Genomic DNA, 24,346 nt, shown 5'->3' on the forward strand with positions numbered 1-24,346 from the left:
AAGCGCTCAAAACCATCAGCAAGATGTGCATCAGAACTCCTGACTGAGTAACAGATAACTGAGCAGGAAGACTGGCAGGGCCGCGGTCAGGCTGTCGATCCGGTCGAGGATACCACCATGACCGGGCAATAGAGTGCCAGAATCCTTGATGCCTGCCTCCCGCTTGAACATGCTCTCGGTGAGATCGCCGAGCACGGAAGCCAGCACGGCCAGCAAGGAGCAGAACAGCACTATCGCCATCTTGGCGGGTACAAAGCCCATGAACCAGGTCACACCGACCGCCAGCAGGCTGGCGGTAAAGAGGCCACCGCACATGCCTTCGATGGTTTTACCCGGGCTGACGGCCGGCGCCAGCTTGTGTTTGCCAAAGGCCTTGCCGAAAAAATACGCGCCAGAATCTGCCGCCCAGACCAGCCCCATGACGAACAACAAGATCCAGGACCCCATCATGGGGTCGTGATAGAAGTTGTAACCACGAATGGCCACCAGAGACCAGAAGAAGGGCACCAGGGTCACCAGACCAAACAGGGATTTGAGCCAGATGGACTCTTTCCACAACCTGGCGCTCCGGGGATAGCGCAATACCAGCAGCAGCCCGAACAGCCACCAGCTGACGGCGGTCCAGAGCACGCCCATCACCAGCGGATGCAGATGGGGGGTCCAGAGCTGATCGACCGGCAGCCAGAACAGGCTGGCACCGAGCAACAGACAGAACACCAGCGGCAACCATTGCTGCGGCTGGGCAGAGACGAAGCCACTCCACTCGCGGCTGGCCAACAGAAACACCAGAGCTGCCAACAGGGCAAAGAATTTCAACGGCAGGAAAAATAGCGCTCCCAATACCAGGGGAACAAGCAGTAATGCGGTAATAATTCGTTGTTTTAGCAAAAGAAACCTCTCTCTTGGGAGGGGATTTAGCCGGTCTGATGCTCGGCGATCAATTCCCGTATCTGTTCACCCGTACACCCGAAGCGACGCTCGCGGGCAACGAAAGAGGCAACGGCCTCACTGAACTCGGCCTCGTTGAAATCGGGCCACAATACCGGGGTAAAATAGAGCTCGGCATAGGCGAGCTGCCATAACACAAAATTGCTGATGCGATGATCGCCGCCGGTCCGGATCAGCAGATCCACAGGTGGTAAATCCGCCATGCAGACCTGCTCGGCCAGCAGGGACTCATCGATGGCATCGGCATCCAGCTCCCCTGCCGCCACGGCTCGGGCCAGTTTACGGGCCGCCTGAGCGATATCCCACTGACCACCGTAATTGGCAGCAATGTTGAGGGTCAGCCCCTTGTTGTCTGCAGTCAAAGCCTCGGCCTTGGCGATCCTGGCCTGCAAGCGCTCGCTGAAACGGGCTGTATCGCCGATCACCTTGAGCCGGATCCCGTTGCTGTGCAGTTGCTTGACCTCGCGGCCCAGCACTGTCATGAAGAGTTCCATCAGGGCACTGACCTCCCCTTCCGGACGCCGCCAGTTCTCGCTGGAGAACGCAAACAGGGTCAACGCCTCTATCTTGGCGCGCGCGGCAAACGTCACCGCCTCACGAACAGACTTCACGCCCGCCTTGTGGCCATAAACTCGCATCTTGCCACGACTCTGAGCCCAGCGCCCGTTGCCATCCATGATGATGGCCACATGACGAGGCAAGGACGAATTGGCACAATCACCTAACGCTGCCAAAAGCGACATTCATTTCTCCCACAAAGACAAAAGCGCCGTGCAGGGGCACTACACGGCGCTCGTAATATACCTGTCAGAGGCTTAGATTTCCATTAGCTCCTTTTCCTTCGCGGCCAGGGCGTCATCCACCAGCTTGATGAAGGAATCGGTGAGTTTCTGGATCTCTTCCTGGGCACGACGGTCATCGTCTTCGGAGATTTCTTTGTCTTTGAGCAGTGCTTTCAGATCGGCGTTGGCATCACGACGGATGTTGCGCACGGCCACACGGGCACCTTCCGCTTCGGCACGGACGATCTTGGTCAGATCGCGGCGACGCTCTTCGGTCAGCGGCGGCAGGGGCACACGCAGGGTCTGACCGTTGCTGGACGGATTCAGGCCCAGATCGGAGGTCAGGATGGCCTTTTCTACCGCCTGGATCATGGAACGGTCAAAAATGGAGATGGACAGGGTGCGGGCATCTTCTGCCACCACATTGGCCAACTGTTTCAGAGGAGTGGCAGCACCGTAATACTCAACCTGGATACCGTCGAGCAGGCTCGGGTGAGCACGGCCGGTACGGATCTTGGACATCTGGGTCTTGAGCGACTCTACGCTCTTGGCCATACGGTCCTTGGCGTCGTTTTTAATCTCGTTGATCACAGTGGTTTTCCTTTTGGCAAACGAGCCATCACGCGGCTCGTGTCTATCATATTTATCTTATTTGCCGATGTGGTGGATCAGCGTGCCTTCCGGCTCACCCATGATAACCCGACGCAATGCACCCGGTTTGTTCATGTTGAACACGCGGATCGGCAGATCGTGGTCACGGGCCAGAGTAAAGGCTGCAAGATCCATCACCTTGAGCTCTTTTTCAAGCACTTCGTTGTAGCTGAGCTCATGATACAGCACGGCGTCCGGATTCTTAACCGGATCCTCGTTGAATACGCCATCGACCTTGGTCGCCTTGAGCACAACATCGGCTTCGATCTCGATGCCACGCAGGCAGGCTGCAGAATCGGTGGTAAAGAAGGGGTTGCCGGTACCGGCAGAGAAAATCACCACTTTGCCGGCGCGCAGCTGGCTGATGGCCTCGGCCCAGCTATAGGAATCGCAAACACCCTGCAGGGAGATGGCAGACATCAGACGGGCATTCACATAAGCACGATGCAGGGCATCACGCATGGCCAGACCGTTCATAACGGTAGCCAACATACCCATGTGGTCGCCCACCACGCGGTTCATGCCCGCTTTGGCAAGACCGGCACCACGGAACAAGTTGCCGCCACCGATGACCAGACCGACCTGAACACCCAACTCAACCAGTTCCTTGATCTCTTGGGCCATCCGCTCCAGCACAGCTGGATCAATGCCAAAACCCTCGGATCCTTGCAGGGCTTCACCACTCAACTTCAGAAGAACACGTCTGTATGCAGGCTTGGGATTGGTACTCATGTCACTGATTCCTGGTCATATAAAGACCGCGACATAAGTCGCGGTCTGGGGAAACGGAAAAACCGGTTCGATTAGGCCTTCTGAGCGGCCGCGATTTGGGCTGCTACTTCAGCAGCGAAATCGGTCTCTTGCTTCTCGATGCCTTCGCCCACTTCGAAACGGGTGAAGGAGACAACGTCAGCGCCTTCTTTCTTAAGCAGCTCGGCAACGGTCATGGAAGGATCCTTCACGAACGGCTGACCAGTCAGGGAAACCTCACCGGTGAACTTCTTCATGCGGCCTTCAACCATCTTCTCGGCGATCTCTTTCGGCTTGCCGGAGTTGATGGCGATGTCGATCTGAATTTCGCGCTCTTTGGCAACGACTTCAGCAGACACGTCTTCAGGCTTGACGAACTGCGGGCTGTTGGCAGCAACGTGCATGGCCAGATCTTTGGCCAGCTCGGCAGTACCACCGGTCAGCTTGGTGATAACACCAATGCGGGAACCGTGAACGTAGGTGCCCAGGTTGTCACCTTCAACCAGCATCACGCGACGCAGGTTCATGTTCTCACCGATCTTGGCGATCAGGTTGGTGATGGTCAGTTCGACGGACTCACCGTTACCGAAGTCAGCCGCTTTCAGTGCGTCAACGTCAGCAATTTTCTGGGTCGCAGCGATATCGGCGATCTTCTGGCCCATTGCCATGAAGCTGGCATCTTTGGCGACGAAGTCGGTTTCGCTGTTCAGCTCGATCATGACGGCAACGTTGCCTTCGGTACGAGCAAAGATCACGCCTTCAGCAGCGATACGGCCTGCTTTCTTGGCGGCCTTGGCCTGACCGGATTTACGCATGTTCTCGATTGCCAGCTCGATATCACCAGCGGCTTCTTCCAGCGCTTTTTTGCAATCCATCATGCCAGCGGCAGTGCGCTCGCGCAGTTCTTTTACCAGGGCGGCAGTAACGTTAGCCATGTCCAGTATCCTCGGTCTTGAATTGACAAGAAACAGGGGCCACAAGGGCCCCTGCTAACCAATTACATCAGCTTGGTTAATAAGGGCTTTACAGTCCTTATCAATTACTCAGCTTCAACGAAGCCATCTTGTTCAGCTTGAACAACGATGTCCTGAGCGCGAGCTTCCAGTACGGTGTCAGCAGCAGCATTCAGGTACAGCTGTACGGCACGGATAGCATCGTCGTTACCCGGGATGACGTAATCAACGCCGTCCGGGTTGGAGTTGGTATCAACGATGGAAACTACCGGGATACCCAGGTTGTTGGCTTCTTTGATAGCAATGTGCTCGTGGTCGGCATCGACAACGAACAGCACGTCAGGCAGGCCGCCCATGTTCTTGATACCACCCAGGCTCTTCTCGAGCTTGTCCATTTCGCGAGTACGCATCAGCGCCTCTTTCTTGGTCAGCTTTTCGAAGGTACCGTCCTGGCTCTGGGTTTCCAGATCTTTCAGACGCTTGATGGACTGACGAACGGTTTTCCAGTTGGTCAGCATGCCACCCAACCAGCGGTGGTTGACATAGAACTGGTCACAACGACCGGCGGCATCTTTTACGGCTTCAGACGCGGCACGCTTGGTACCTACGAACAGTACCTTGCCTTTCTTGGCAGCTACGGAGCTGATGAAGTTCATGGCATCGTCAAACATCGGAACGGTTTTTTCCAAGTTGATGATGTGAACCTTGCTGCGGGCACCGAAGATGTAGGACTTCATTTTCGGGTTCCAGTAACGAGTCTGGTGACCGAAGTGAACGCCGGCTTGCAGCATGTCGCGCATAGAAACTTTAGCCATTATATACCTCTGTATTGGGGTTAGGCCTCCACACATCCCATGTAACCGACCCCAAAGGGGCACCCCGGTACAGGTGTCGATGTGTGTGTGTTATTGATTAAGGGTGATGAAATGGTGGACGCAAGTTCCCCATTCCGGCGCGCTTTATACCATACCTTTGCTCAGGACACCACCGAGCACAGTGCTAAAAATGGATCCCTGCGCGCAATGCTGACCAGAGGATTTGACGTTGTGATGACAATCACACTGGAAGTAAACGGGGGTTGGGGATAAAATTTTGGCCTGATTGCAAACGCATCTATTTTTCATTACCTGATTGTTGGGCATCGACAGGATGCGCAGTCAGGCCCCAAGAGAGATCCCATGTCCATTAAAATCAAGACACCGGAAGAGATTGAAAAGATGCGCGTTGCCGGCCAGCTGGCCGCCGATGTGCTGATCATGATAGCCCCCCACGTCAAGGCAGGCGTCACCACTGATGAGCTGAACACCCTGTGCCACGACTATATTGTCGACGTGCAGCAGGCTATTCCGGCTCCGCTCAACTACCACGGTTTCCCCAAGTCCATCTGCACCTCGGTGAACGACGTGATTTGCCATGGCATCCCAAACCACAAGAAATTGCGCGAAGGGGACATCATCAACCTGGACATCACAGTTATCAAGGATGGCTACCACGGTGACACCTCCGCCATGTTCATCGTGGGTGAGACCACACCGCTGCGTCGCCAGCTGTGCAAAGTCGCCCAGGAGAGCCTCTACGCGGCCATCAAGCAGGTGCGTCCCGGCATGTGCATCACAGAGATAGGTGCCCTGATCCAGCCCATCGTCGAGAAGGCCGGTTTCTCCGTGGTGCGTGACTACTGTGGTCACGGCATCGGCAGCGAATTCCACGAGGAGCCGCAAATCCTGCACTACCGCAATGGCGGCAAGCTGGAGCTCAAAGCGGGCATGTGCTTCACCATAGAGCCCATGGTCAACAGCAAGAAGTATCACTGCCGCATCAACCCGAAAGATGGCTGGACAGTGACCACCAAGGATGGCGGCGATTCCGCCCAGTGGGAACACACACTGCTGGTGACTGACGATGGCTGCGAGGTGCTTACCCTGCGCCCCGATGACACTATCGACCGCTATATCAAACACGGTTAACATCAAAAACCCCGGCGCCGAAGCGAGAAGGCACCGGGGTTTGTTTTTATCAGCCGCTGCGTATGCGTGCGACAAGAGCGTGAGATGCCATGGATGCCAGCCTGCTTTCCCCCCATCTGTTACCCGACGATCAGCTCACCCGTGACAACTGCAAAGAATATCTGGGCCGCTTTCTCGGCTGGTTGCACGCCCGTTTCGATGCCGGCGACAACATCATAGAGCTGGTTGCGACCCGCTCCGAATACATGGATGCGCTGCTGACCCGACTGTGGCAGAAGTTTGGCTTCGACAAGACAGATCTCAGCCTGATAGCCGTCGGCGGCTATGGCCGCGGCGAGTTGCATCCCCACTCCGACATCGACCTGCTCATCCTCTATGAAGGGGAGGAGCTGGACGAGGTGCTGGGACTGCGCATCGGTGAATTCATTACCCTGCTGTGGGATCTCAAGCTGGAGGTGGGTCAGGCGGTACGCAACGTGGCCGAGTGCATCGAGCAGGGCCGCGCCGACATCACGGTCGCCACCAACCTCATAGAGGCCCGTTTCATCACAGGCCGCAAAGCCGGTTTCGATCAGCTCACCCTGGCCACGCGTCCCGAGCGCTTCTGGCCGAGCGAGCAGTTCTTTCAGGCCAAGCGCGAAGAGCAGGCCCTGCGCCACCAGCAATTTCTTGGCACTGCCTACAAGCTGGAGCCCGACCTCAAGAGCAATCCTGGCGGACTGAGAGATATTCAGACCCTGGCCTGGGTCGCCCGCCGCCACTTCGGCGCCACCACATTGTTCGAGATGACCAGCCACGGCTTTCTCAACCGGGCGGAGTACCGTGAACTGCTCGATTGTCAGAACTTCCTGTGGAAGGTGCGCTTCGCCCTGCACATGGCCATCAACAAGGGTGACAACCGGCTGCTGTTCGACCGCCAGCGTACCGTGGCCCAGATGCTGGGGTTCGAGGGGGAAGGCAACAGCCCGGTCGAGCAGATGATGAAGCGCTTCTACCAGACGGTGCGGCGAGTCTCCGAGCTCAACGAGATGCTGCTGCAGTTGTTTGACGAGGCGATCCTCGGCAACACCGCCATGGACGTGCGCCGCCTCTGCGACGAATTCCAGCTGCGTGGCCGCCTCATCGATGCGGTGGACTCAGAGCTGTTTGGCCGTGAGCCCGCTGCCATACTGCGGCTCTTCTACCAGATAGCCCAGCATCCCGAGATTGCCGGCATTCACTCCGCCACCTTGCGCCAGCTGCGCGAGGCGAGGCGCAAACTCAATTGCTGGCTGCAGGATTTGCCCGATTGCCGCCGCCTCTTCATGGCGCTGCTGCGCCACCCCAACGGCATCGGCCAGCCCCTCACCCTGATGCACAAGTACGGCATACTGGCGGCCTACCTGCCCCAGTGGAACCTCATCGTCGGCCAGATGCAGTTCGACATGTTCCACGCCTATACGGTCGATGAGCACACCCACAGGCTGCTCAAGAACATCCATCAGTTTCCCAATCCGGCCAGCCGCCAGACCCACCCGCTCTGCCACGAGGTGTTTACCCGGTTGCGCAAGCCGGAACTGCTCAGCATAGCGGCCCTGTTCCACGACATCGCTAAGGGCCGGCGCGGGGATCACTCAGAGCTAGGCGCCGTGGACGCGCTGGAGTTCTGCCAGCTGCATGGCCTGGATCGCTACGAGAGCCGACTGGTGGCCTGGCTGGTACGCCACCATCTGCTGATGTCGGTCACCGCCCAGCGCCGCGACATCTACGACCCGGACGTGGTCACCGACTTCGCCCAGAAGGTGCGCGACGAGCAGCACCTCGACCTTATCTATTGCCTGACGGTGGCCGATATCTGCGCCACCAACGACACCCTCTGGAACGACTGGAAAGGCACCCTGCTGCGCGAACTCTATTTCGCCACCCAGAAAGCCCTGCGTCAGGGGCTGGAAAACCCGCCCGACATGCGACTGCGCATTCGTGAGAACCAGCGCCAGGCCAAGCAGATCCTGGCCCAGCGGGACGTGCCGGAAGAGGCCATCAACCAGCTGTGGAGCGACTTCAAGGCCGACTACTTCCTGCGCCACACCCCTGAGCAGATCGCCTGGCATTGCCGCAAGATCATTGAGCACGGCGACAACCCGGCGCCACTGGTGATCATCGGCAAGCACCCGACCCGGGGTGGCAGCGAGGTATTTATCTACTGCCGCGACACACCGAATCTGTTTGCCACCGTGGCCTCGGCACTGGATCAGAAAAACCTCAACATCCATGATGCCCAGATCATGAATTCCCGCAGCGACTATGTGCTGGATACCTTCGTGGTGCTGGAGCCCAGCGGCGAGCCCATCAGCCCCAACCGCACCGCCACCATCAGAAAGGCGCTGGAGAAGGCCCTGCAGGAACCGGGTAAGCTGGTGCTGCGCAACAAGCCGCTGTCGCGGCGCCACCGTCAGTTCAGCGTACCGACCCGGGTGGTGTTTCTGCCCCACAAGGGCGAAACCCGTCACACCCTGCTGGAACTAACGGCACTGGATACCCCTGGCCTGCTGGCTCGTATCGGCGCCGTGTTCCAGCAGTGTGGCCTCTCCCTGCACGCGGCCAAGATCACCACCATAGGCGAGCGAGTGGAGGACTTTTTCAGCCTCACCACACTGGCGGGGGAGCCGCTGAACCAGGCCGAACAGCTGGCGCTGGAGGATCGACTGGTGAGCCAGCTCAACCCGCAGGAATCGGCGGATGAAGCCCCTGACGGCGAGCCGTTTACAGGCCTCACAAGGCGCCTTTCCTCATCCTGATTCTTCAAATAGAACAAGTGGTTGGGCCACCTGAGTATAATAAATCGCCATTCTCCTGAAGAAATCGGCTTGAGCCCTTAAAAACAATTGGAAAAGTGTGATACAACAAACCGAATTTTTTAAAGGAAACCTGTCATGACCGAGTTGCAACAGATCATCGAAGCGGCCTTCGAGCGCCGTGATTCCATCACTCCCGGCTCCGTCGATGCCGCCACCAAGTCCGCCATCCTGCAGACCATAGACCTGCTGGACGCCGGCAAGGCCCGTGTCGCCGAGAAGATTGCCGGCGAGTGGGTGGTACACCAGTGGTTGAAGAAGGCGGTGCTGCTCTACTTCCGCATCAATGACAACGGCATCATCAAGGGCGACGATGCCCAGTACTACGACAAGGTTCCTCTCAAGTTCTCCGACTACACCGCCGAGCAGTTCAAGGAAGCGGGTGTGCGTGTGGTGCCGCCTGCGACGGCTCGCAAAGGCTCCTTCATCGCCCCCAATACTGTGCTGATGCCTTCCTACGTCAACATAGGCGCCTTCGTCGATGAAGGCACCATGGTCGATACCTGGGCCACTGTGGGCTCCTGCGCCCAGATCGGCAAGAACGTGCACCTCTCAGGCGGCGTCGGCATCGGCGGCGTGCTGGAGCCGTTGCAGGCCAACCCGACCATCATCGAAGACAACTGCTTCATCGGTGCCCGCTCCGAAGTGGTTGAAGGGGTTATCGTCGAGGAAGGTTCCGTCATCTCCATGGGCGTCTTCATCGGCCAGTCCACCCGCATCTATGATCGCGAAACCGGCGAAATTCACTACGGCCGCGTGCCGGCGGGTTCAGTGGTCGTTTCTGGCTCCCTGCCTTCCAAGTGTGGCAAGTACAGTCTCTACGCCGCCGTCATCGTCAAGAAGGTAGATGCCAAGACCCGTGCAAAGGTCGGCATCAATGCCCTACTGCGTTCCATTGACGAGTAATGCCTCTCACCATTGAGAACAAGGGCGCCTGATGGCGCCCTTTTGATTTTGGCGCCCCTGTCACAGGCAAGCCACATCGACTCGGTTAAGATAGATTGGTCAGGATCGTTTCAAACCGAGGAAGCCCGATGTACGAGAATCTGAAGAGCCTGGGGATCCAGGAACCCACCTCAGTGGACAGCTATACCCTGCGCCAGGAAGCCAATCACGACATCCTCAAGATCTACTTCAAGAAGCAGAAGGGCGAGTTCTTCGCCAAAAGTGTCAAATTCAAATACCCTCGCCAGCGCAAGACCATGCTGGTCGACTCGGGTACTCATGAGTACAAGGATGTCACCGAGATCAACGCCAATCTCAAATACGTGGTGGATGAGCTGGACAACCTGACTCAGGGCGTACATATCCAGGCAGACCCGGATATCAAACAGAAGATACTGCGTGACCTGCGCCATCTGGAAAAAGTGGTGCAGAACAAGATCAGCGAAATAGAGCGGGATCTGGAAAAACTGTAAGCTAGCACCAGCAACAACAAGGGCGCCCATCAGGCGCCCTTGTTGTTTGGCTTTAATGCGTGTCAGACCACTGGCTCATGACGCTGGTATCAGGTGTAGGCACCTCACACCTGCGCACTGCTCCCTTGAAGCACTTTTCGATACAGCAAGCCAAGATACCTGAATATTCCTTATCCAGGCTCTTTACCAAGTCGAAAAGCGGCCAACAAAAAGGGAGGCTTGCGCCTCCCTCTTCGGAACTCCGAAATCCAGGCAACAGGATTAGTTGCTCTTCATCCAGATATCCATGTCGGTTTTCAGGTTGTCGGACTTGGTACCGAAGATGGCTTGAACGCCGGAGCCAGAGACTACCACACCGGCAGCACCCAGTTTCTTCAGACCAGCCTGGTCAACCTTGGCCACATCCTTCACGCCAACACGCAGGCGGGTGATGCAGGCATCCAGAGAGGCAATGTTCTCTTTACCACCGAAGGCAGTAACCAGAGCTTCAGACATGCCGTCCTTGCTTTGGCTGACAGTCTCTTCAGCAGTCTCGTCTTCACGACCCGGGGTTTTCAGGTTCATGGCACGGATCACCACTGTGAAGACCACGTAGTAGATGACGGCGTAGACCAGACCCAGACCAACCAACAGCAGCATGTTGTCGGCACGGGGTGATTGCACCACGAAGTCGATGAAGCCGTTGGAGAAGGTATGGCCATGCACAACGCCCAGCATGTTGGTCAGCACGTAAGCCAGACCGGCCAGCAGAGCGTGAATCGCATACAGTACAGGTGCCACGAACAGGAAGGAGAATTCGATAGGCTCGGTGATACCGGTCAGGAAGGAGGTCAGGGCAGCGGAGGCCATGATACCAACAATCTTGGCGCGGTTTTCCGGCTTGGCAGAGTGAGCGATGGCAAACGCAGCGGCAGGCAGACCGAACATCTTGAACAGGTAACCACCGGCCAGTTGACCGAAGCCGTTACCGGCAGCACGGGAAGCGTCATCAGCAGTCAGGAAGCAGGTCATGATACCGTGAACAGTCTCACCGGCTGCGTTGACACAGGTACCCGCCTGATAGAAGAAAGGCACGTTCCAGATATGGTGCAGACCGAACGGGATCAGGGAGCGCTCAACCACGCCGTAGATACCGAAGGCCAGTACCGGGTTCTGGTTGGCAGCCCAGTCGGAGAAGGCACCGATGGCACCACCGATCGGCGGCCAGATGAAGGAGAGCACAACACCCAGGCCGATGGAAACAAAGCCGGTGATGATGGGCACGGCACGCTTACCGGCGAAGAAGCCAAGGTACTCGGGCAGCTGGATCTTGTAGAAACGGTTGAACGCCCAGGCAGCGACACCACCGGCGAGGATACCCCCCAGCACACCGGTATCTATGCTCTCTACGCCCATCACAGGTGCCATGACCTTCAGGGTCGCGACCATGATGCCGTAGCCGACGATGGCAGACAGACCGGATACACCGTCGTTATTGGTAAAGCCGAGGGCCACACCCACTGCGAACAGCAGGGCCATCTGGCCAAATACGGAACCACCAGCTTGCTCCATCAATTGGGAGACAATTTCTGGCAACCAGCTGAAGTGAGCGGCGCCCACCCCCAGCAGAATACCTGCAACTGGCAAGACCGACACTGGCAGCATCAGCGCCTTACCGACCTTTTGCAGATTAGAGAAAGCATTTTTAAACATGTGTGCGCTCCTGAATGAATTGTCTTCCCGTAAACGGTTCAGTCCAATTGATAGACGATCACGAGCATCATCTTTCATTGTCGTGAATTCGATTGGGGTTGTTTATTTTGACCAGCTGAATATAACCCAGCAGATCGGAAATTTCTTCCATCAGGCACAAGGGAATAAAAATTTTGGAGGGGAGATCACAAGATAATTTTGGGGGGAATTGCAGATTAATCAGGGATATATTTAGGCATTTTCATTGTATGCCATAAATATGAAAAGTGCTGTTTCGCATTGTATTTTAACCAATCAAACCAATACACAAGGAAACGCATTGTAACCAAACGTAACAGTTTGCTGTTTTTTCTATTTTAGTCTACCGATTAAAAAGGCCTCCAACAAGGGAGGCCTCAAATAAATATTATATTTTAAAGACCGGACAATATTCAGCCTTTCTGGGAACGCTTGACCGCATCAACAAAGACCGATTTCGCCTTGGTCGAACCGGCCCGCTCCGCCTCGCTGACCAATCTCATCGCCTTGTCGATGTCGCCGGCTTTCACCGCTTTCTCGATCTGGGATTGATAGAAGGCTTCGGTTTCGCTCAGCATGGGGGCCGCGCTCTTGACTGCGCCGGCTGTCGCCAGGGGCACGACAAGCTTGTTCGGTGCCGTGTTGACTACTGGGGTGTTGGCATCAATCACATCCTGATAGACAGGTTTGTAATAGTTGCTCTCGGTTTTAACGCCACTCAAATCCTCTACAGAGAGGCTGACCACGCCCCAGGGGGAGTGCGGAATGACAGGATCTTTTTCACCATAATCAACCACCCCCAGCGACTTGGTCATCAGCTTGGAAGGGCTCAAGATGGTGGTTGTTTTGTCCAGACCGCTCTGGTCTGTGTAGATCACCATGTAACTTTCGTTATTGGGGTTACCGACATAGGAGCGATCCACGGTAAACACGGCTTCCATACGATCCCCCTGCAGCATGCGTGCAGGCTCGTACTTGAACACGTCGCTGCCCAACTTGCGGGTCACATTGAATTTGGAATCAAGCATCAAGACGGTCGGGTTGAACAGCGATTTGTCGATCAACCCATCAACCGTGATGCGCAGGTCACCGGAGTTGACCGGCAACCGGAAGGCGGCAAAGTGGCTTTTCCCTTCGCTGAAAGTGTAAACGGGGGAGCTGCCATCAATGGGGATAAGCTTGGTTGCGCCCGGTTGTATGTCCTGAAACGGCAGACTGGCTACATCGCGGCAGCAGCTGCTAACCGTAGCCAATTGGCTCATCGCAACGTCGCGATTTCCCATGATGGACTTGAACTCCTGGGTCGGCGCTACCGTCGTTTCCAACGTGGCGCACCCACTCAGCACAACAGAACAGAACACAGTCAAGGCTAATCTTGAATATCTCATCGCGTGACCCTAAGAAATGTGTTGTAAAAAAAGCGCCCCCGTCATGCGGGGGCACTTGTAGTCATGACATTAGCAGCTTACCACCAAGCTTCAGCTTGAACACCGAAGTTCCAAGAATCATCCTGTTTCACGCCGTTCTCATCCGGACGGAATTGGCCATCAGAATCCAGATAGGAGGCATAAACGCGGATCTCCGGACGAGCCCAGAAGCTGGAGCCTGCGGACCATGCTTGTGCCAGGGTGTACTTCTTGCCGGTAGTGCTGGTGTCGGTACCATTGTTTGGCTTGTAGCTGTCATGGTGATAGCCAAGTTCGGCAATGGTCTTCATGGTGTCATTCCACTTGTACATCGGGCGAACGACTACGGAGAAAGTATCCTTGTCGGCGGTATCGTTCTCCAGATCACTGGCAGTACCGTAAACCAGTTGGTGACCAAATTCGACCTTGTCGCCAACCGGCAGTACACCCCAGTTGATGAAGCGCCAGCCATCGCCTTTTGATGCAGACTGGCTCATGCCACTACCAGAACCACTACCATAATCAACAGCTTGAGAAGCATAGCCATCAGCAAAATACTGAACGACAGTTTTGTTGAAGCCACCCAGCATGGACTGAGTCAGCTCTGCGGTCAGCATATGACCATTTTTCTCGTAATCCTTGCTACCCAGAGCGGCTTTCTGCTCATCGGTCAGATTGCCACGGGCGTAGTCATAACCCAGTTCAAGCGAACCGTCTTTCCACAGCGGAATGCCTGCGTAACGCAGATCCAGCACGTCAGTATCAACACGCTTGTCTACGCCAACCCCGCCAACAAACGCATCATAATCTTCCCACGGGTCATTACGCAGCCATGCAAAGGAGAGTTTGCCCGGGCCTGCCTGGATGTTTTCTACACCAGCGCCGGCACCAGACACATCCCAGTAGTAGAAGTCGGAGATGTGGATGTCGTGACGTTGATAGTAACGCTTACCGGCCCACAGGGTAGCTTCCGGCGCGAAGCCCAGCACGCCCTTGGCCTGGACGTTGAATTGGCGCAGAGCAAAGTCGGCATCGCTGCCGTTGGTGCTTTCCCAGTCACGACCCTGCTGACCGGAAACCATTGCAAACATGGAGTCTACGTAGAAGGACTTGCCATCCTTGTTGTAAGCCTCTTGACCCAGCTGAACTTCGCCGTAGGTCTCGGCTTCGTTGCCCAGACGACCGACTTTCTGTTTGGTGTAAGTTTGCAGGCTGCCGTTATCGGAAGTACCGACACCGGAACGCATGTAGCCGTGGAAATCAACGGCGAAGGCGGCTTGGGAAGCCAGGGCTGCGGTTACTGCTGCAGCGATCGGGAGCCACTTTGCTTTCATTTTCATTTTCCTTATTCCCGCTGAGAGGAGTGTGATCCTGATATTCAAGTTCTTATCACCTAGAAAAACGTTTCGGTGATAACCGGGATGGATTATAGGTAGCCAATTTCGAGACAAACATGAGCTGATTCACAAAATGGCGACAAATCGCCCACCACCACAACCAAGGGGGTTCAATGAAGATTAAAGACCAATAACTAGCAATAAATCACCCTTAAAACATAAAAAAAAGCTCAAAAAAAATCTTGAAAACGCTATCAACAATTAATTTGCTTCGAGCATTAAGGTGAAAAATATCAATTCAATGACAAAAACATGACTGAAATCGCTTTCAATGCGGAACTTTTAATTTCCCTGCATGTCGGTCAGGACTGGAATAAAAGCCCAAATACATGATTGGGTGACAGGGAAATAATCGGCGAAATGATGGGAAATAGACTCAACTGACAGGTCTGAAACGCAGAAATAAACACCCCCGTGGACGAACCCATCGGGGATGAATAAAAAATGACGAGGAAATGGCCTTAGAGTTTATTTTCCCAGCCGGTGAGCCAGGCCAATGCCACCTTTTCCGGCTCATCATCGACGGCGGCATCTATCTCGAGGCGGGGTAATAGTGCACTCGCCCCCAGCTCCTGCAACAAACCGTCGAGCTGACGACCGGCACCGCAAAAGTGTTCGTAGCTGCTGTCCCCCATGGCGATAAGGGCATAACGCCAGCCTTTCATATAAGGAGCCCGATCCGCCAGGGCGGCGGCCAAGGGTTGCAAGTTGGGCGGAATATCGCCCTGCCCCGTGGTGGCGGTGATCAGCAGCAGGAAGCGGGAGGCATCTATGTCTTCCAGCACGGCCTCATCGAAAATCTGACATACATGTCCGGCTTGCTGCAGATGTTCAGCCAGCGTCTCGGCCACCAGCATGGCTGAGCCATAGACGGTTCCCACTACAAGATCTATCTGAGCCATAACGGATTCCTTTGACGAGTATGGCTTTACAGCATGCCACAACGCCGTCAAAGGCAACACCCTGTCAGGATGCGGGAATAGAGGGGATGATCAGTAGTCACTTTCACTGCCAGGCCAGCCCAGCTCGGCGAACAGCTGCAATAGATCAAGGCCCAGCGGCGCCTGGATCCGCATCGGGACCTTGAGGATCGGGTGCTCGAAACTGAGAGTACGAGCTACCAGCAACAGGCGTTCGCAGCCGAAGTGCTCACGAAAGAAGCGATTGTGGCGACCATCACCATGAGTGGTATCGCCCACTATCGGGTGGAAAAGATGTTCCATATGGCGGCGCAACTGATGCTTGCGACCGGTTTTCGGGAACAACTTGACCAGACTATAGCGACTGGTGGGGTGCTTCTTGGAAACCGCATGAGGCAGTTCGACCTGATGCAAGCAACGAAATGCTGTTACCGCCTCCTGGGCCGGGCGATCAGGATTGCTCATGGCATCGGCGATCTTGTCCAGCTGCTCCTTGAGGGGGTAGTCGATCACCCCCTGCTCCGGGGCCCAGCCCCGCACAAGCGCCAGATACTCCTTGTGTACCTGCCGGGCGGCAAAGGCCTCTGTCAGGATACGGGCAACGGCAGGATCCAGAGCAAACAGCAGCACGCCCGAGGTGGGGCGATCGAGGCGATGCACAGGGTAGACATGGCGGCCTCCGATCAGATCCCGGGTCATCTGCATGGCGAACCGGGTCTCGGCCTTGTCGAGCCAGCTGCGGTGCACCAGCAGACCGGAGGGTTTGTTGACCGCTACCAACCAATCATCCTGATAGAGCAGAGTCAGTTTCATTGCATCACCACATCGTCACTCGGCTGCGTCTCTCTCTGAAAGCGCAAGGTCAGACTCATTTTTCCACCACTTTACCGGTCAGCAACAGATCGAAGCGACCGATGAGACGCAGCAGGCTCGCCATCTCGGCCAGCTCGTTCTTGTAGACCTCGCTCGCCATGGGATAGAGGGAGACGCTGGTAGGCAAGGGGGCTTGCAGCATGACAAGCTGCTCCATGCGCGGGATCAGCACGAATTGCAGCCACTGATCGAAGCTCAGGGTATCGACACAGAACGGCAGCTCGCTCGCCAGAGCCTCTTTGCCTGGATACTCGTCTTGCCAGCGCCCCAGGCGCTGCAACTCGGCAGTGAGTTCACCCAGCAGGCCGGCTACCAGCAGATATTGATTCATCTCGTTCTCTTCCTCATTACTGCGATACCGGCCTGACGCTCCTCTGCATGGCAGATAAAGGCTGGCCGGGTTCCTCAAAAAAGGGCGCTACTATACACCGTCCCCCTCCCCCTCTGCCATGTTCCATTGGCAAGCAAGACTCAGCGTCCCCCACTGGCTATCTGATACAACCGCTTGATACAGATTGACCCGCAAGTGGGCTAATGCGTCTTTTTCAGCTCGTAACAGGGTGGCCTTGGTGCCCCCACTGGCTATCTGATATAAGCGCTTTATAATCGGCCCGCATCACTCTTAGCCGGATCACATCATGTCTACCATCAATACGCTGACCGAGTTTCTGACCCAGGCCGATACCCAGTTTCAACTGTTTGACATGGGTCGCCAGGTGCGACCGCTGGCAAGCGACGCCTTCAAACGCATAGAGCAGCAACAAGAGCCCTATCCCTGGCCACTGCAGCAGCATGCCTGGCTCGGCGTTCATTTCTTCCAGCCGGCAGAATCCCGACACTATCTCTGGTTCCTCAAGTTTGCACTCGATGAGCGTGGCCTGCTCATCGGCAGCGGCCCCAAGCTCTTTATGGATCAAGTGGTCGAGACCCTCGGCTACAAGCTGACCGGCGATCTGGATGAAGAGAAGGCCCAGCGACTGGCCGACAATCCCTATACTTTCCGTCCTGCCGAAGCCAAGATGGCCAGCCTGCATGCCAAGCTGGCTCGCCAGCTGGAACAGGCTCCTTCCGCCTACTATGAGGGCCTGTGCCACTATCTGGCTGCGCCGGGTGACGAGGGCTGGCAAGCGTTGGGACTGCAAGGTTTTGCCGACATGGCGGAGCGGCTGCAGGACGAACGCAATCTGGCGCTGGTGTGCAAGGCCCTGCCGAAGCTACCCCAGGCCCCGCTCTACGCCCTGTGTCAGAGCCTGGAAAATGTCCCGCTGCCGCCGGCCGTGCAAGGTGCCCTGTTCGAGCGGATCGGCAAGGAACAGGAAACTGCCGAGCCCAATGCCGAAACCCTGGCCTACCTGTGCCGGGCGCTGGCTTCCTGCAACGGCAATGCGATGCGCACCAACAAGCTGCTGACCCTGCTGCAAACCCAGCCAAGCCCGGCTTTGTTGCTCGCCATCGCAGGGCGCCTCTGGCCCGACCTCAAAGAGCCAAGCCTGCTCAGCCTGTTCCTGGAACAGTTGGCGCTGCAGCCGACCCAGTTCTTCAATCAGGTGTTTGCCGAACTGGTGACCCTGCCGACCCTGCGCAATGATATGCTGGCAAGATTGCGTGATCCTGAGCGCAGCAATGCACTCGGTCAGGCTATCGGACGTCTGTTTGCCTCGGCGTAACGGTTAATGGAATAACGGCCAGGTGGGCTGCCGCCTGGCAAAGACAACTCCAGATCACACAAGGAGCCCTTGATGGGTGAAATGCTCGGTATCTTGCTGCTTATCCTCGTCGGGGGCGCCTTCTGGCATCAGCGCCGCCAAGCGGAGCTCGCCTGGCAATACATGCGCCGCTACTGCCAGCATCACGATCTGCAACTGCTGTCTCTGGCACGCAGCCACCGCGCGCTGGCACACAGGCCGCTGCGACTCTTGACCTATTACGAGTTTGAATTTTCCAGCGATGGCGAGAGCCATTATCAGGGACAGTTGCGCATGCAGGGACTGCATATAGTCGGAGTCGACCTGCCGCCCCATCGCATCCCCGCCCAATAAGGCCCCCGGTAGCCCGATACGAGGCCAGAGCGGCCCTATCCCCCGGACGCATGCCATCCCAGTAAACAAGACGCGGCGGATCACAACCTATAATGTTCAGGGATGTCCCCCGGGAGAGATCAAGATGGAATTGTTGACCCACGACCTGCCTGCCCTGTTCGCCCAGCTGGGCCTGCCCAATGACGAGCTGAGCCTGCACCGCTTCATCCACGAACACAAACTGGACAATCAGACCCTGCTGCCCGAAGCCAGCTTCTGGACCCCATCCCAGGCTGGCTTCCTGCGCGATGCCCTCTGGAATGACTCGGACTGGTCGGAAACCATAGACCAGCTGGATGTGCTGCTGCGCCAGACTGACTGATCCCTTCTTTTACCACCCGCTTTCCAGAGGAGAGCGGTTTGGTTAAGCTCTGTGCCCCGTCAAGCCCGTATCACAGCCCTACTGCGCAGGAGCCCCCATGTCCGCCCAAGAGATCATCCGCATCGCCAACGAACTGGCCGCCAAGGGGATCACCCCCTCCACTGCCATGGTCAAGGCCCGCCTCAGTCAGCCCGTTCCCATGGCCGAATTGCTCAAGGTGCTGAGCCAGTGGAAGCAGCAGCCCCAACCCACAGAACCGGCCCCGGCGAGCACGCCAGCCGCTGCCGATACCGGCACGCAGGCCGATGCCGTCAACCTGCAACAGTTGAGCGAGCAGCTCAACCGACTCGAGCAGAAAGTCGATCGCCTGACCACCCTGCTGCTCCAACGCCAACCAGACTGAGCCCCCATGTATATTCTCGAACTCTGCTTTGAGTGCTATCGCGATACCTCCCTCGGTGAGGCCGAACGGGCCATCGTCAACTACCTGGACATGCTGCGCTATCAGGGCCAGATCCTGGGACGGGAGTTTCCCACCAGCATGCATGAAGGGCAGTTCATCAGCCGGGTGGTCTGCCCCGAACAGGACAGCCTGCATCCGGACAACCAGAGTGAACAGGTCAAGCTGGCTGAACAGCAGCTCAATCAGGCAGGTCTGCTCGCACCCAAGCTCCAGCTGCAAGGGATGGATTTGCTCTCCGACAGCACAGACCCTTGCGGCCACACAGGCGAGCGGCCGAGCTGGATGCTGCTCTACACCAGTTTCCTGCACACCTGCTCGCCGCTGCGCTGCGGTGACCACTTCGCTCCCATACCGCTCTACCGGCTGCCTGCCGTCGCCAACGGCGATCAGAAACAGATCATCAAGTGGCAGGAGGATTGGGAGGCATGCGATCAGTTGCAGATGAACGGCTCCATTGCCGAACATGCGGCGCTGCACGAAATAGGGGAAGTGGGCAGCCGCCTCCATCGGCGCGGCAGCGATCTGGTCAAGCGGCTGGAGGCCCTGAGCGGCATTCCCACTTACTACTACCTCTACCGGGTCGGCGGGCTGAGCGCAGCCGAAGAGAGGAGCCGCCCCTGTCCAGGCTGCGGCGGTGAGTGGGCACTGACAGCGCCGCTGCACGATATCTTCGACTTCAAGTGCGATCCCTGCCGGCTGATCTCCAACCTCTCCTGGGATTTCAAGGATTGAGCCTCCTCCCTTGAGATGGCACTACCTTGTGTCCAGATAGCAGAAGGGCCTTGCCGGATGGCAAGGCCCTTCTCGTCTCACAGAGACAGGATCAATAGGGCAGGGTTTCCAGCCGCTCGAGGAAGGCTGGCAGCGAGGGGGCCAAGGTGAGACGGCGACCGGAATCGAGCCACTCCAGCCATACCTGACCGCTATCGTTGTCCAGCGACACCAGGGTCATCTCGTTGCGGGTGGTGGCTATGAACAGCGATGGCGTGCGCTTTAACTTGCGCAGCATCAACAGATGACCGATGAGGTTTTCCCTGAGCAGGTCCAGATCCGCCTCGTTCCACGGCAAGATGAGCTCAAGGCGCAGCCCCTTGTAGGAACAGGGGATGGGGCGACTGAACCAGTGACCAAACAGCGCCTGGGCCGCAGGATGCAGCACCAGCTCCAGCGCATTGGCCATGGCCGCAAAATCGGCCGCTTGCTGGCGCTGGTGAGGGCGCCAGGCGACCCGCCCCTCTCTGGGCTCATCCAGCTCGCAAGGGGAGCGCCAGTCAGCTTCCCATTCACACAGGGGCAATCCCCGCCTTGCCTCACCATCACGCTGCCAGCGCAAAAAAAAGTGTTCCAGGGCAGACAAGACTTGATCCGACATCGAAATTCCCCACAATTGCTGCCAAAGTTCGCTATTGCATCATCAAACCCACGAGCAGACAAGGTGAAGCATGAGACGTCGCCATCCGGTGGCGATCCCATGCAATATCCAGGTAGGGGCAAGCGCCCCTGACGCTGCAGCGCAATGGCCCATTCAACATCCGGATCCATAAACACAATGAGCAAACAAGAGAAATACGCCGGTGCCAGCGCCTTGCAAGGGCTGAGCCTGGGTCAGCAATCTGCCTACATCAGTCAGTACAGCCCTGCCCTGCTGCAACCTGTGCCGCGCAGCCTCAATCGCGACGACCTCGGCTTGACCGGCGAGTTGCCTTTCCAGGGTTGCGACATCTGGACTCTGTACGAGCTCTCCTGGCTCAATGCCAGGGGTAAACCCATGGTGGCTGTGGGTGAGGTGTCCGTACCCGCAGTGAGCGCCAACCTCATCGAATCCAAGTCGTTCAAGCTCTATCTCAACTCCTTCAACCAGACCCGTTGCGACTCGCTGGAAGCGGTACAAGCCATACTGGTCAAGGATCTGAGTGCCTGCGCCGGCAGCGAAGTGAGCGTGACGCTGTTCCCCCTGGCACAGGCACCACACCATATTGCCGCCCTGCCGGGTGAGTGCATCGATGAGCAGGATATAGAGGTTGATTGCTATGAATTCGATGCCAATCTGCTGCAAGGGGCCGCGGGCAACGAGGAGGTGGAAGAGACACTGCACAGTCACCTGCTCAAATCCAACTGCCTGGTCACCAGCCAGCCCGACTGGGGCTCAGTGGTGATCCACTATCGCGGCCCACGGCTGGATCGGGAAAAACTGCTGCGCTACCTCATCTCGTTTCGCCAGCACAACGAATTTCATGAACAGTGCATCGAGCGCATCTTTACCGATCTCAAGCTCCTCTGCCGCACGAGCCAGCTGACAGTGTATGCCCGCTACACCCGCCGTGGCGGGCTGGATATCAACCCGTTTCGCAGCGACTGGGAGCTTCCCCCCGCCAACCTGCGGCTGATCCGGCAGTAAAGTTGGGGTCCTGGCTGACAGAGAAGGACCTTGGATATCGTATCTGTCAGTAAACTCTGGACGTGCAGGGGGGGGCTTGGATAACATGCCCACACCCCTGTGCTGTCCTTAATCCAATGAATCAACTGTTTTTTCTGGCAATGATGATGTCCTCCCTGTCGGCTCCTGATCTGGATCTGGCCAAGGAGCAATTGTCTATCGATCTGCAGCAGGCCCAAACCCTGGTACTGACCGATCCTGCCAGATGTGTCCAGATCACCTCTGCCTTCCTGACACGCACAGCCAATAATCCCAAGCAAATCATCAGCAATCGCCAGGAGTATGGCTATCGCGAGCCATTGCTGAGCTATGGCACGGCAGCCCAGGCCACGGGCGCCCACCTGCTCAAGGGGGAATGCCTGCTGCAACTGGGCCAGTTCCAGGCGGCCCAGAAGGCGCTTGATCAAGGCATTGCCATGGCCACCAAGGAGCAGCAGCTGGAGTTGCAGGCCCACGGCCTCTATCTCAAGATCCGCAGCCAGAATCTGCAGGAGCACTCCCATGGCGCCAGCGCCACTCTGCTCGGCCAACTCGAGACCCTGCTCAGCACCCCCAGCCTCAAAGAGAGCCAGTTGCAGGTATACAGCCGCTTGCTGCGCACCAACGCCAGCATAGAGGCACACCAGTTTGACGAGGCCAAACGCCAGCTGGCAGAGGCACGGCGCTGGGCAGATCAGGCCAAGAACCCGCTGGCCAGCGCCTGGGTCAGCGCTGTGAGCGGCGATCTCTACCATGCCCTCCAGCAGCCCCAGCTCTCTCTTGGTGACTACATAGATGCCCAGCAACAGGCGCGAGGACTGCAGGATCCCCTCTTCCTCGGCCTACTGTCGAACCAGATAGTGAACCTCTATCAGGCGGAGCAGGAACCACAGAAGGCACTGCAATATGCCAATGAGGCCGCCAACTACTTCCACGCCCTCGGCAATCCCTCCCTGCTCAGCGATGCGCTGATCGTGCTGGCCCGCCTCAACCGGGATCAGGGCGAGATGAACATGGCGCTGGTCTACTTCTTCAATGCGCTGGATCTGCTGGACGAGGGCAATAACCGCACCCGCATCGCCAATCTCAAGTACGAGATAGGCAAGACCTATCTGCAAACCGGCAATCTGACCCTGGCCCGCAACTACCTCACGGCGGCCCGTCAATCCCACGAACTGGGGGACGACAAGGAGCCGCTGATCGACACCCTGCTGTTGCTGGGTGAGCTGCACCTCAAGCAGAAGGAGGCGGGCATCGCCATCCTTCAGCTGGAAAATGCGCTGGCGCTGGCCAACCAGATTGGCGACGCCCAGCGCCAGTTCGAGATCTTCCGTCTGCTCTCGGTGGCCTACGAGCAGAAGGGCTACCTCAAGCAGGCGCTGGACAGCTACAAGAATTTCCACCAGCGCAGCGAGCAGGTACGCCAGCAGCAGGTCGATCTGGAGCAGGAGGCGATCCGCGACAACTATGTCCAGGTGGAGCGGGAACAGCAGATCAAGGAGCTGGAACAACAACTGGATATCAGCCAGCATCAGCAGGATCGCTACCTCTGGTCGAGCGTAATCACGGGCCTGCTGCTGACCCTGTTCATCTATCTGTTCTTCACCCTCTGGCTCAAGCTCAGGGTCGCACGCCTGCAGGGCAAACAACTGGGTGAGGCCATCTTGATCGAGCCACGCACCGGCCTTGCCAACTGGCAGCGGCTGATGAGCCGCTGGCCGCGGGAGATGGCAAGACGCCAGCAAAAATCAGAACGCTGGTATCTGAGCGAACGGCCCACCAGTGAATTTGACGACAAGTTGCATTACCTGCTGTTTCGGGTGCCCTTTCTGGTGAACAGCCTGGAGCAGCACGGCTATCAGGTGAGCCGAGAGATAGAGCAGGCTTTCGGCGCCTATATCAAGGGGCTGACACCGCAGGATGGCCGCATCTATGATTTGCGCGAAGGCCATCTGCTCTACGTGGTGCCCCAACGCCACGTGGAGGATCTGCACAAGCTGGCTCAGGATCTGCTCGCGGCCTTTGCCGCTTTCCCCTGCCAGCACTCGCTGGATCGCCACATCAGCCTCGGCATCGTCAGCCACCCCTTCCTGCCCAAGGCGGCGACCGCCCTCGATCACCACGGCCTGTTCGACCTCTGCTATCTGGCACTGGCCGGAGCCATTCAGCTCAGTGAAAAATACCAGCAAAGCGTCTGGCTGGAGCTTGCCGCCATCGATTGCCAACAGGCCGCATTTTTTAATGGGGATGTGTGGCAATGCTGCTTGATGGCAATTGACAAGGGACTGGTAAAAGTAAATTCTTCTCATGAAAAGCAATGGGTTAATTGGCTTCGACTTTCACGGACGAAAGCACCGGATAACCAATAACCCTATAGATAATCAACTGGGTCTGGAACTGGGTTCGACCGCCGTTGCTATCCAACACAAAAACGATAATGACAACAGGGCGACCTGAA

24 protein-coding genes are annotated in these 24,346 nt (G+C 57.0%); 11 read left to right on the plus strand and 13 right to left on the minus strand.

Going from position 1 to position 24,346, the window contains the following annotated elements:
- Positions 1 to 30 precede the first annotated feature (30 nt).
- The 6 genes from GWQ31_RS07385 to rpsB form a co-directional block, all read right to left on the minus strand.
- The gene (locus tag GWQ31_RS07385) at positions 31 to 888 is read right to left on the minus strand and encodes a phosphatidate cytidylyltransferase (protein WP_240292249.1); all 858 of its coding nucleotides are present in this window, start codon (positions 886 to 888) and stop codon (positions 31 to 33) included.
- A gap of 26 nt (positions 889 to 914) precedes the next feature.
- Positions 915 to 1,691: a polyprenyl diphosphate synthase gene (gene uppS / locus GWQ31_RS07390; RefSeq protein ID WP_265421701.1), complete on the minus strand. Its 777-nt coding sequence runs from the start codon at positions 1,689 to 1,691 to the stop codon at positions 915 to 917.
- 72 nt (positions 1,692 to 1,763) lie between these two features.
- Positions 1,764 to 2,321 (minus strand): ribosome recycling factor, encoded by a 558-nt coding sequence (gene frr, locus GWQ31_RS07395; protein ID WP_005312078.1) that lies wholly within the window; start codon positions 2,319 to 2,321, stop codon positions 1,764 to 1,766.
- A gap of 57 nt (positions 2,322 to 2,378) precedes the next feature.
- Positions 2,379 to 3,113: a UMP kinase gene (pyrH, locus tag GWQ31_RS07400; protein WP_005312076.1), complete on the minus strand. Its 735-nt coding sequence runs from the start codon at positions 3,111 to 3,113 to the stop codon at positions 2,379 to 2,381.
- Between the two features lie 71 nt (positions 3,114 to 3,184).
- A complete protein-coding gene (gene tsf, locus GWQ31_RS07405) occupies positions 3,185 to 4,066 on the minus strand; it encodes a translation elongation factor Ts (protein ID WP_021139738.1) in 882 nt (293 codons plus the stop codon).
- Positions 4,067 to 4,170: 104 nt separating this feature from the next.
- The gene (rpsB, locus tag GWQ31_RS07410) at positions 4,171 to 4,899 is read right to left on the minus strand and encodes a 30S ribosomal protein S2 (protein ID WP_005312073.1); all 729 of its coding nucleotides are present in this window, start codon (positions 4,897 to 4,899) and stop codon (positions 4,171 to 4,173) included.
- A 363-nt stretch (positions 4,900 to 5,262) separates the two neighbouring features.
- Here rpsB and map point away from each other — a divergent pair, with 363 nt between their 5' ends.
- The 4 genes from map (at position 5,263) to GWQ31_RS07430 (ending at position 10,303) form a co-directional block, all read left to right on the plus strand.
- A complete protein-coding gene (map, locus tag GWQ31_RS07415; RefSeq protein WP_111589309.1) occupies positions 5,263 to 6,051 on the plus strand; it encodes a type I methionyl aminopeptidase in 789 nt (262 codons plus the stop codon).
- Positions 6,052 to 6,140: 89 nt separating this feature from the next.
- Complete coding sequence (gene glnD / locus GWQ31_RS07420; protein WP_265461646.1) at positions 6,141 to 8,828, plus strand: bifunctional uridylyltransferase/uridylyl-removing protein GlnD; 2,688 nt, start codon at positions 6,141 to 6,143, stop codon at positions 8,826 to 8,828.
- 135 nt (positions 8,829 to 8,963) lie between these two features.
- Positions 8,964 to 9,791: a 2,3,4,5-tetrahydropyridine-2,6-dicarboxylate N-succinyltransferase gene (dapD, locus tag GWQ31_RS07425; RefSeq protein WP_005312067.1), complete on the plus strand. Its 828-nt coding sequence runs from the start codon at positions 8,964 to 8,966 to the stop codon at positions 9,789 to 9,791.
- A gap of 128 nt (positions 9,792 to 9,919) precedes the next feature.
- Positions 9,920 to 10,303: a DUF3461 family protein gene (locus GWQ31_RS07430; RefSeq protein WP_005312064.1), complete on the plus strand. Its 384-nt coding sequence runs from the start codon at positions 9,920 to 9,922 to the stop codon at positions 10,301 to 10,303.
- Between the two features lie 261 nt (positions 10,304 to 10,564).
- On the opposite strand, the gene ptsG is transcribed toward GWQ31_RS07430, so the two are convergent.
- The 6 genes from ptsG to GWQ31_RS07460 form a co-directional block, all read right to left on the minus strand.
- Positions 10,565 to 11,995 carry a PTS glucose transporter subunit IIBC gene (ptsG, locus tag GWQ31_RS07435; RefSeq protein ID WP_265461645.1) on the minus strand — a complete coding sequence of 477 codons (1,431 nt, stop codon included), beginning with the start codon at positions 11,993 to 11,995 and terminating at the stop codon, positions 10,565 to 10,567.
- 431 nt (positions 11,996 to 12,426) lie between these two features.
- The gene (locus GWQ31_RS07440; RefSeq protein WP_265461644.1) at positions 12,427 to 13,338 is read right to left on the minus strand and encodes a MalM family protein; all 912 of its coding nucleotides are present in this window, start codon (positions 13,336 to 13,338) and stop codon (positions 12,427 to 12,429) included.
- Between the two features lie 140 nt (positions 13,339 to 13,478).
- Positions 13,479 to 14,753, minus strand: coding sequence for a maltoporin (locus GWQ31_RS07445; protein ID WP_265461643.1), 1,275 nt, complete (start codon positions 14,751 to 14,753; stop codon positions 13,479 to 13,481).
- A gap of 524 nt (positions 14,754 to 15,277) precedes the next feature.
- A complete protein-coding gene (locus GWQ31_RS07450; protein WP_265461642.1) occupies positions 15,278 to 15,718 on the minus strand; it encodes a flavodoxin in 441 nt (146 codons plus the stop codon).
- Positions 15,719 to 15,808: 90 nt separating this feature from the next.
- Positions 15,809 to 16,549, minus strand: coding sequence for a tRNA pseudouridine(65) synthase TruC (gene truC / locus GWQ31_RS07455; protein ID WP_005312035.1), 741 nt, complete (start codon positions 16,547 to 16,549; stop codon positions 15,809 to 15,811).
- Positions 16,550 to 16,604: 55 nt separating this feature from the next.
- Positions 16,605 to 16,940 carry a YqcC family protein gene (locus GWQ31_RS07460; RefSeq protein WP_265461640.1) on the minus strand — a complete coding sequence of 112 codons (336 nt, stop codon included), beginning with the start codon at positions 16,938 to 16,940 and terminating at the stop codon, positions 16,605 to 16,607.
- 307 nt (positions 16,941 to 17,247) lie between these two features.
- Here GWQ31_RS07460 and GWQ31_RS07465 point away from each other — a divergent pair, with 307 nt between their 5' ends.
- From GWQ31_RS07465 to GWQ31_RS07485, 5 genes are all read left to right on the plus strand, one after another.
- Positions 17,248 to 18,276 (plus strand): DUF3549 family protein, encoded by a 1,029-nt coding sequence (locus tag GWQ31_RS07465; RefSeq protein WP_275909017.1) that lies wholly within the window; start codon positions 17,248 to 17,250, stop codon positions 18,274 to 18,276.
- A 72-nt stretch (positions 18,277 to 18,348) separates the two neighbouring features.
- On the plus strand, positions 18,349 to 18,648 hold the full coding sequence (locus GWQ31_RS07470) for a DUF3301 domain-containing protein (RefSeq protein WP_005312029.1): 300 nt from the start codon (positions 18,349 to 18,351) through the stop codon (positions 18,646 to 18,648).
- A 124-nt stretch (positions 18,649 to 18,772) separates the two neighbouring features.
- Entirely contained in the window at positions 18,773 to 19,009 is a 237-nt protein-coding gene (locus GWQ31_RS07475) for a DUF2789 domain-containing protein (protein WP_005312027.1), read from the plus strand.
- Between the two features lie 97 nt (positions 19,010 to 19,106).
- Positions 19,107 to 19,412, plus strand: a complete 306-nt coding sequence (locus tag GWQ31_RS07480) for a hypothetical protein (RefSeq protein ID WP_219615278.1) — start codon at positions 19,107 to 19,109, stop codon at positions 19,410 to 19,412.
- A gap of 6 nt (positions 19,413 to 19,418) precedes the next feature.
- Complete coding sequence (locus GWQ31_RS07485; protein WP_265461638.1) at positions 19,419 to 20,204, plus strand: Zn-ribbon-containing protein; 786 nt, start codon at positions 19,419 to 19,421, stop codon at positions 20,202 to 20,204.
- Positions 20,205 to 20,295: 91 nt separating this feature from the next.
- Here GWQ31_RS07485 and syd read toward each other — a convergent pair whose 3' ends face one another.
- Positions 20,296 to 20,844 (minus strand): SecY-interacting protein, encoded by a 549-nt coding sequence (gene syd / locus GWQ31_RS07490; protein WP_275909018.1) that lies wholly within the window; start codon positions 20,842 to 20,844, stop codon positions 20,296 to 20,298.
- 177 nt (positions 20,845 to 21,021) lie between these two features.
- Here syd and queF point away from each other — a divergent pair, with 177 nt between their 5' ends.
- Positions 21,022 to 21,870, plus strand: coding sequence for an NADPH-dependent 7-cyano-7-deazaguanine reductase QueF (gene queF, locus GWQ31_RS07495; protein WP_275909019.1), 849 nt, complete (start codon positions 21,022 to 21,024; stop codon positions 21,868 to 21,870).
- Between the two features lie 116 nt (positions 21,871 to 21,986).
- Complete coding sequence (locus GWQ31_RS07500; RefSeq protein WP_234576391.1) at positions 21,987 to 24,257, plus strand: hypothetical protein; 2,271 nt, start codon at positions 21,987 to 21,989, stop codon at positions 24,255 to 24,257.
- Positions 24,258 to 24,346 lie beyond the last annotated feature (89 nt).

The organism is Aeromonas sp. 2MA4, assembly GCF_029237305.1.
Lineage (GTDB): Bacteria > Pseudomonadota > Gammaproteobacteria > Enterobacterales > Aeromonadaceae > Aeromonas > Aeromonas salmonicida.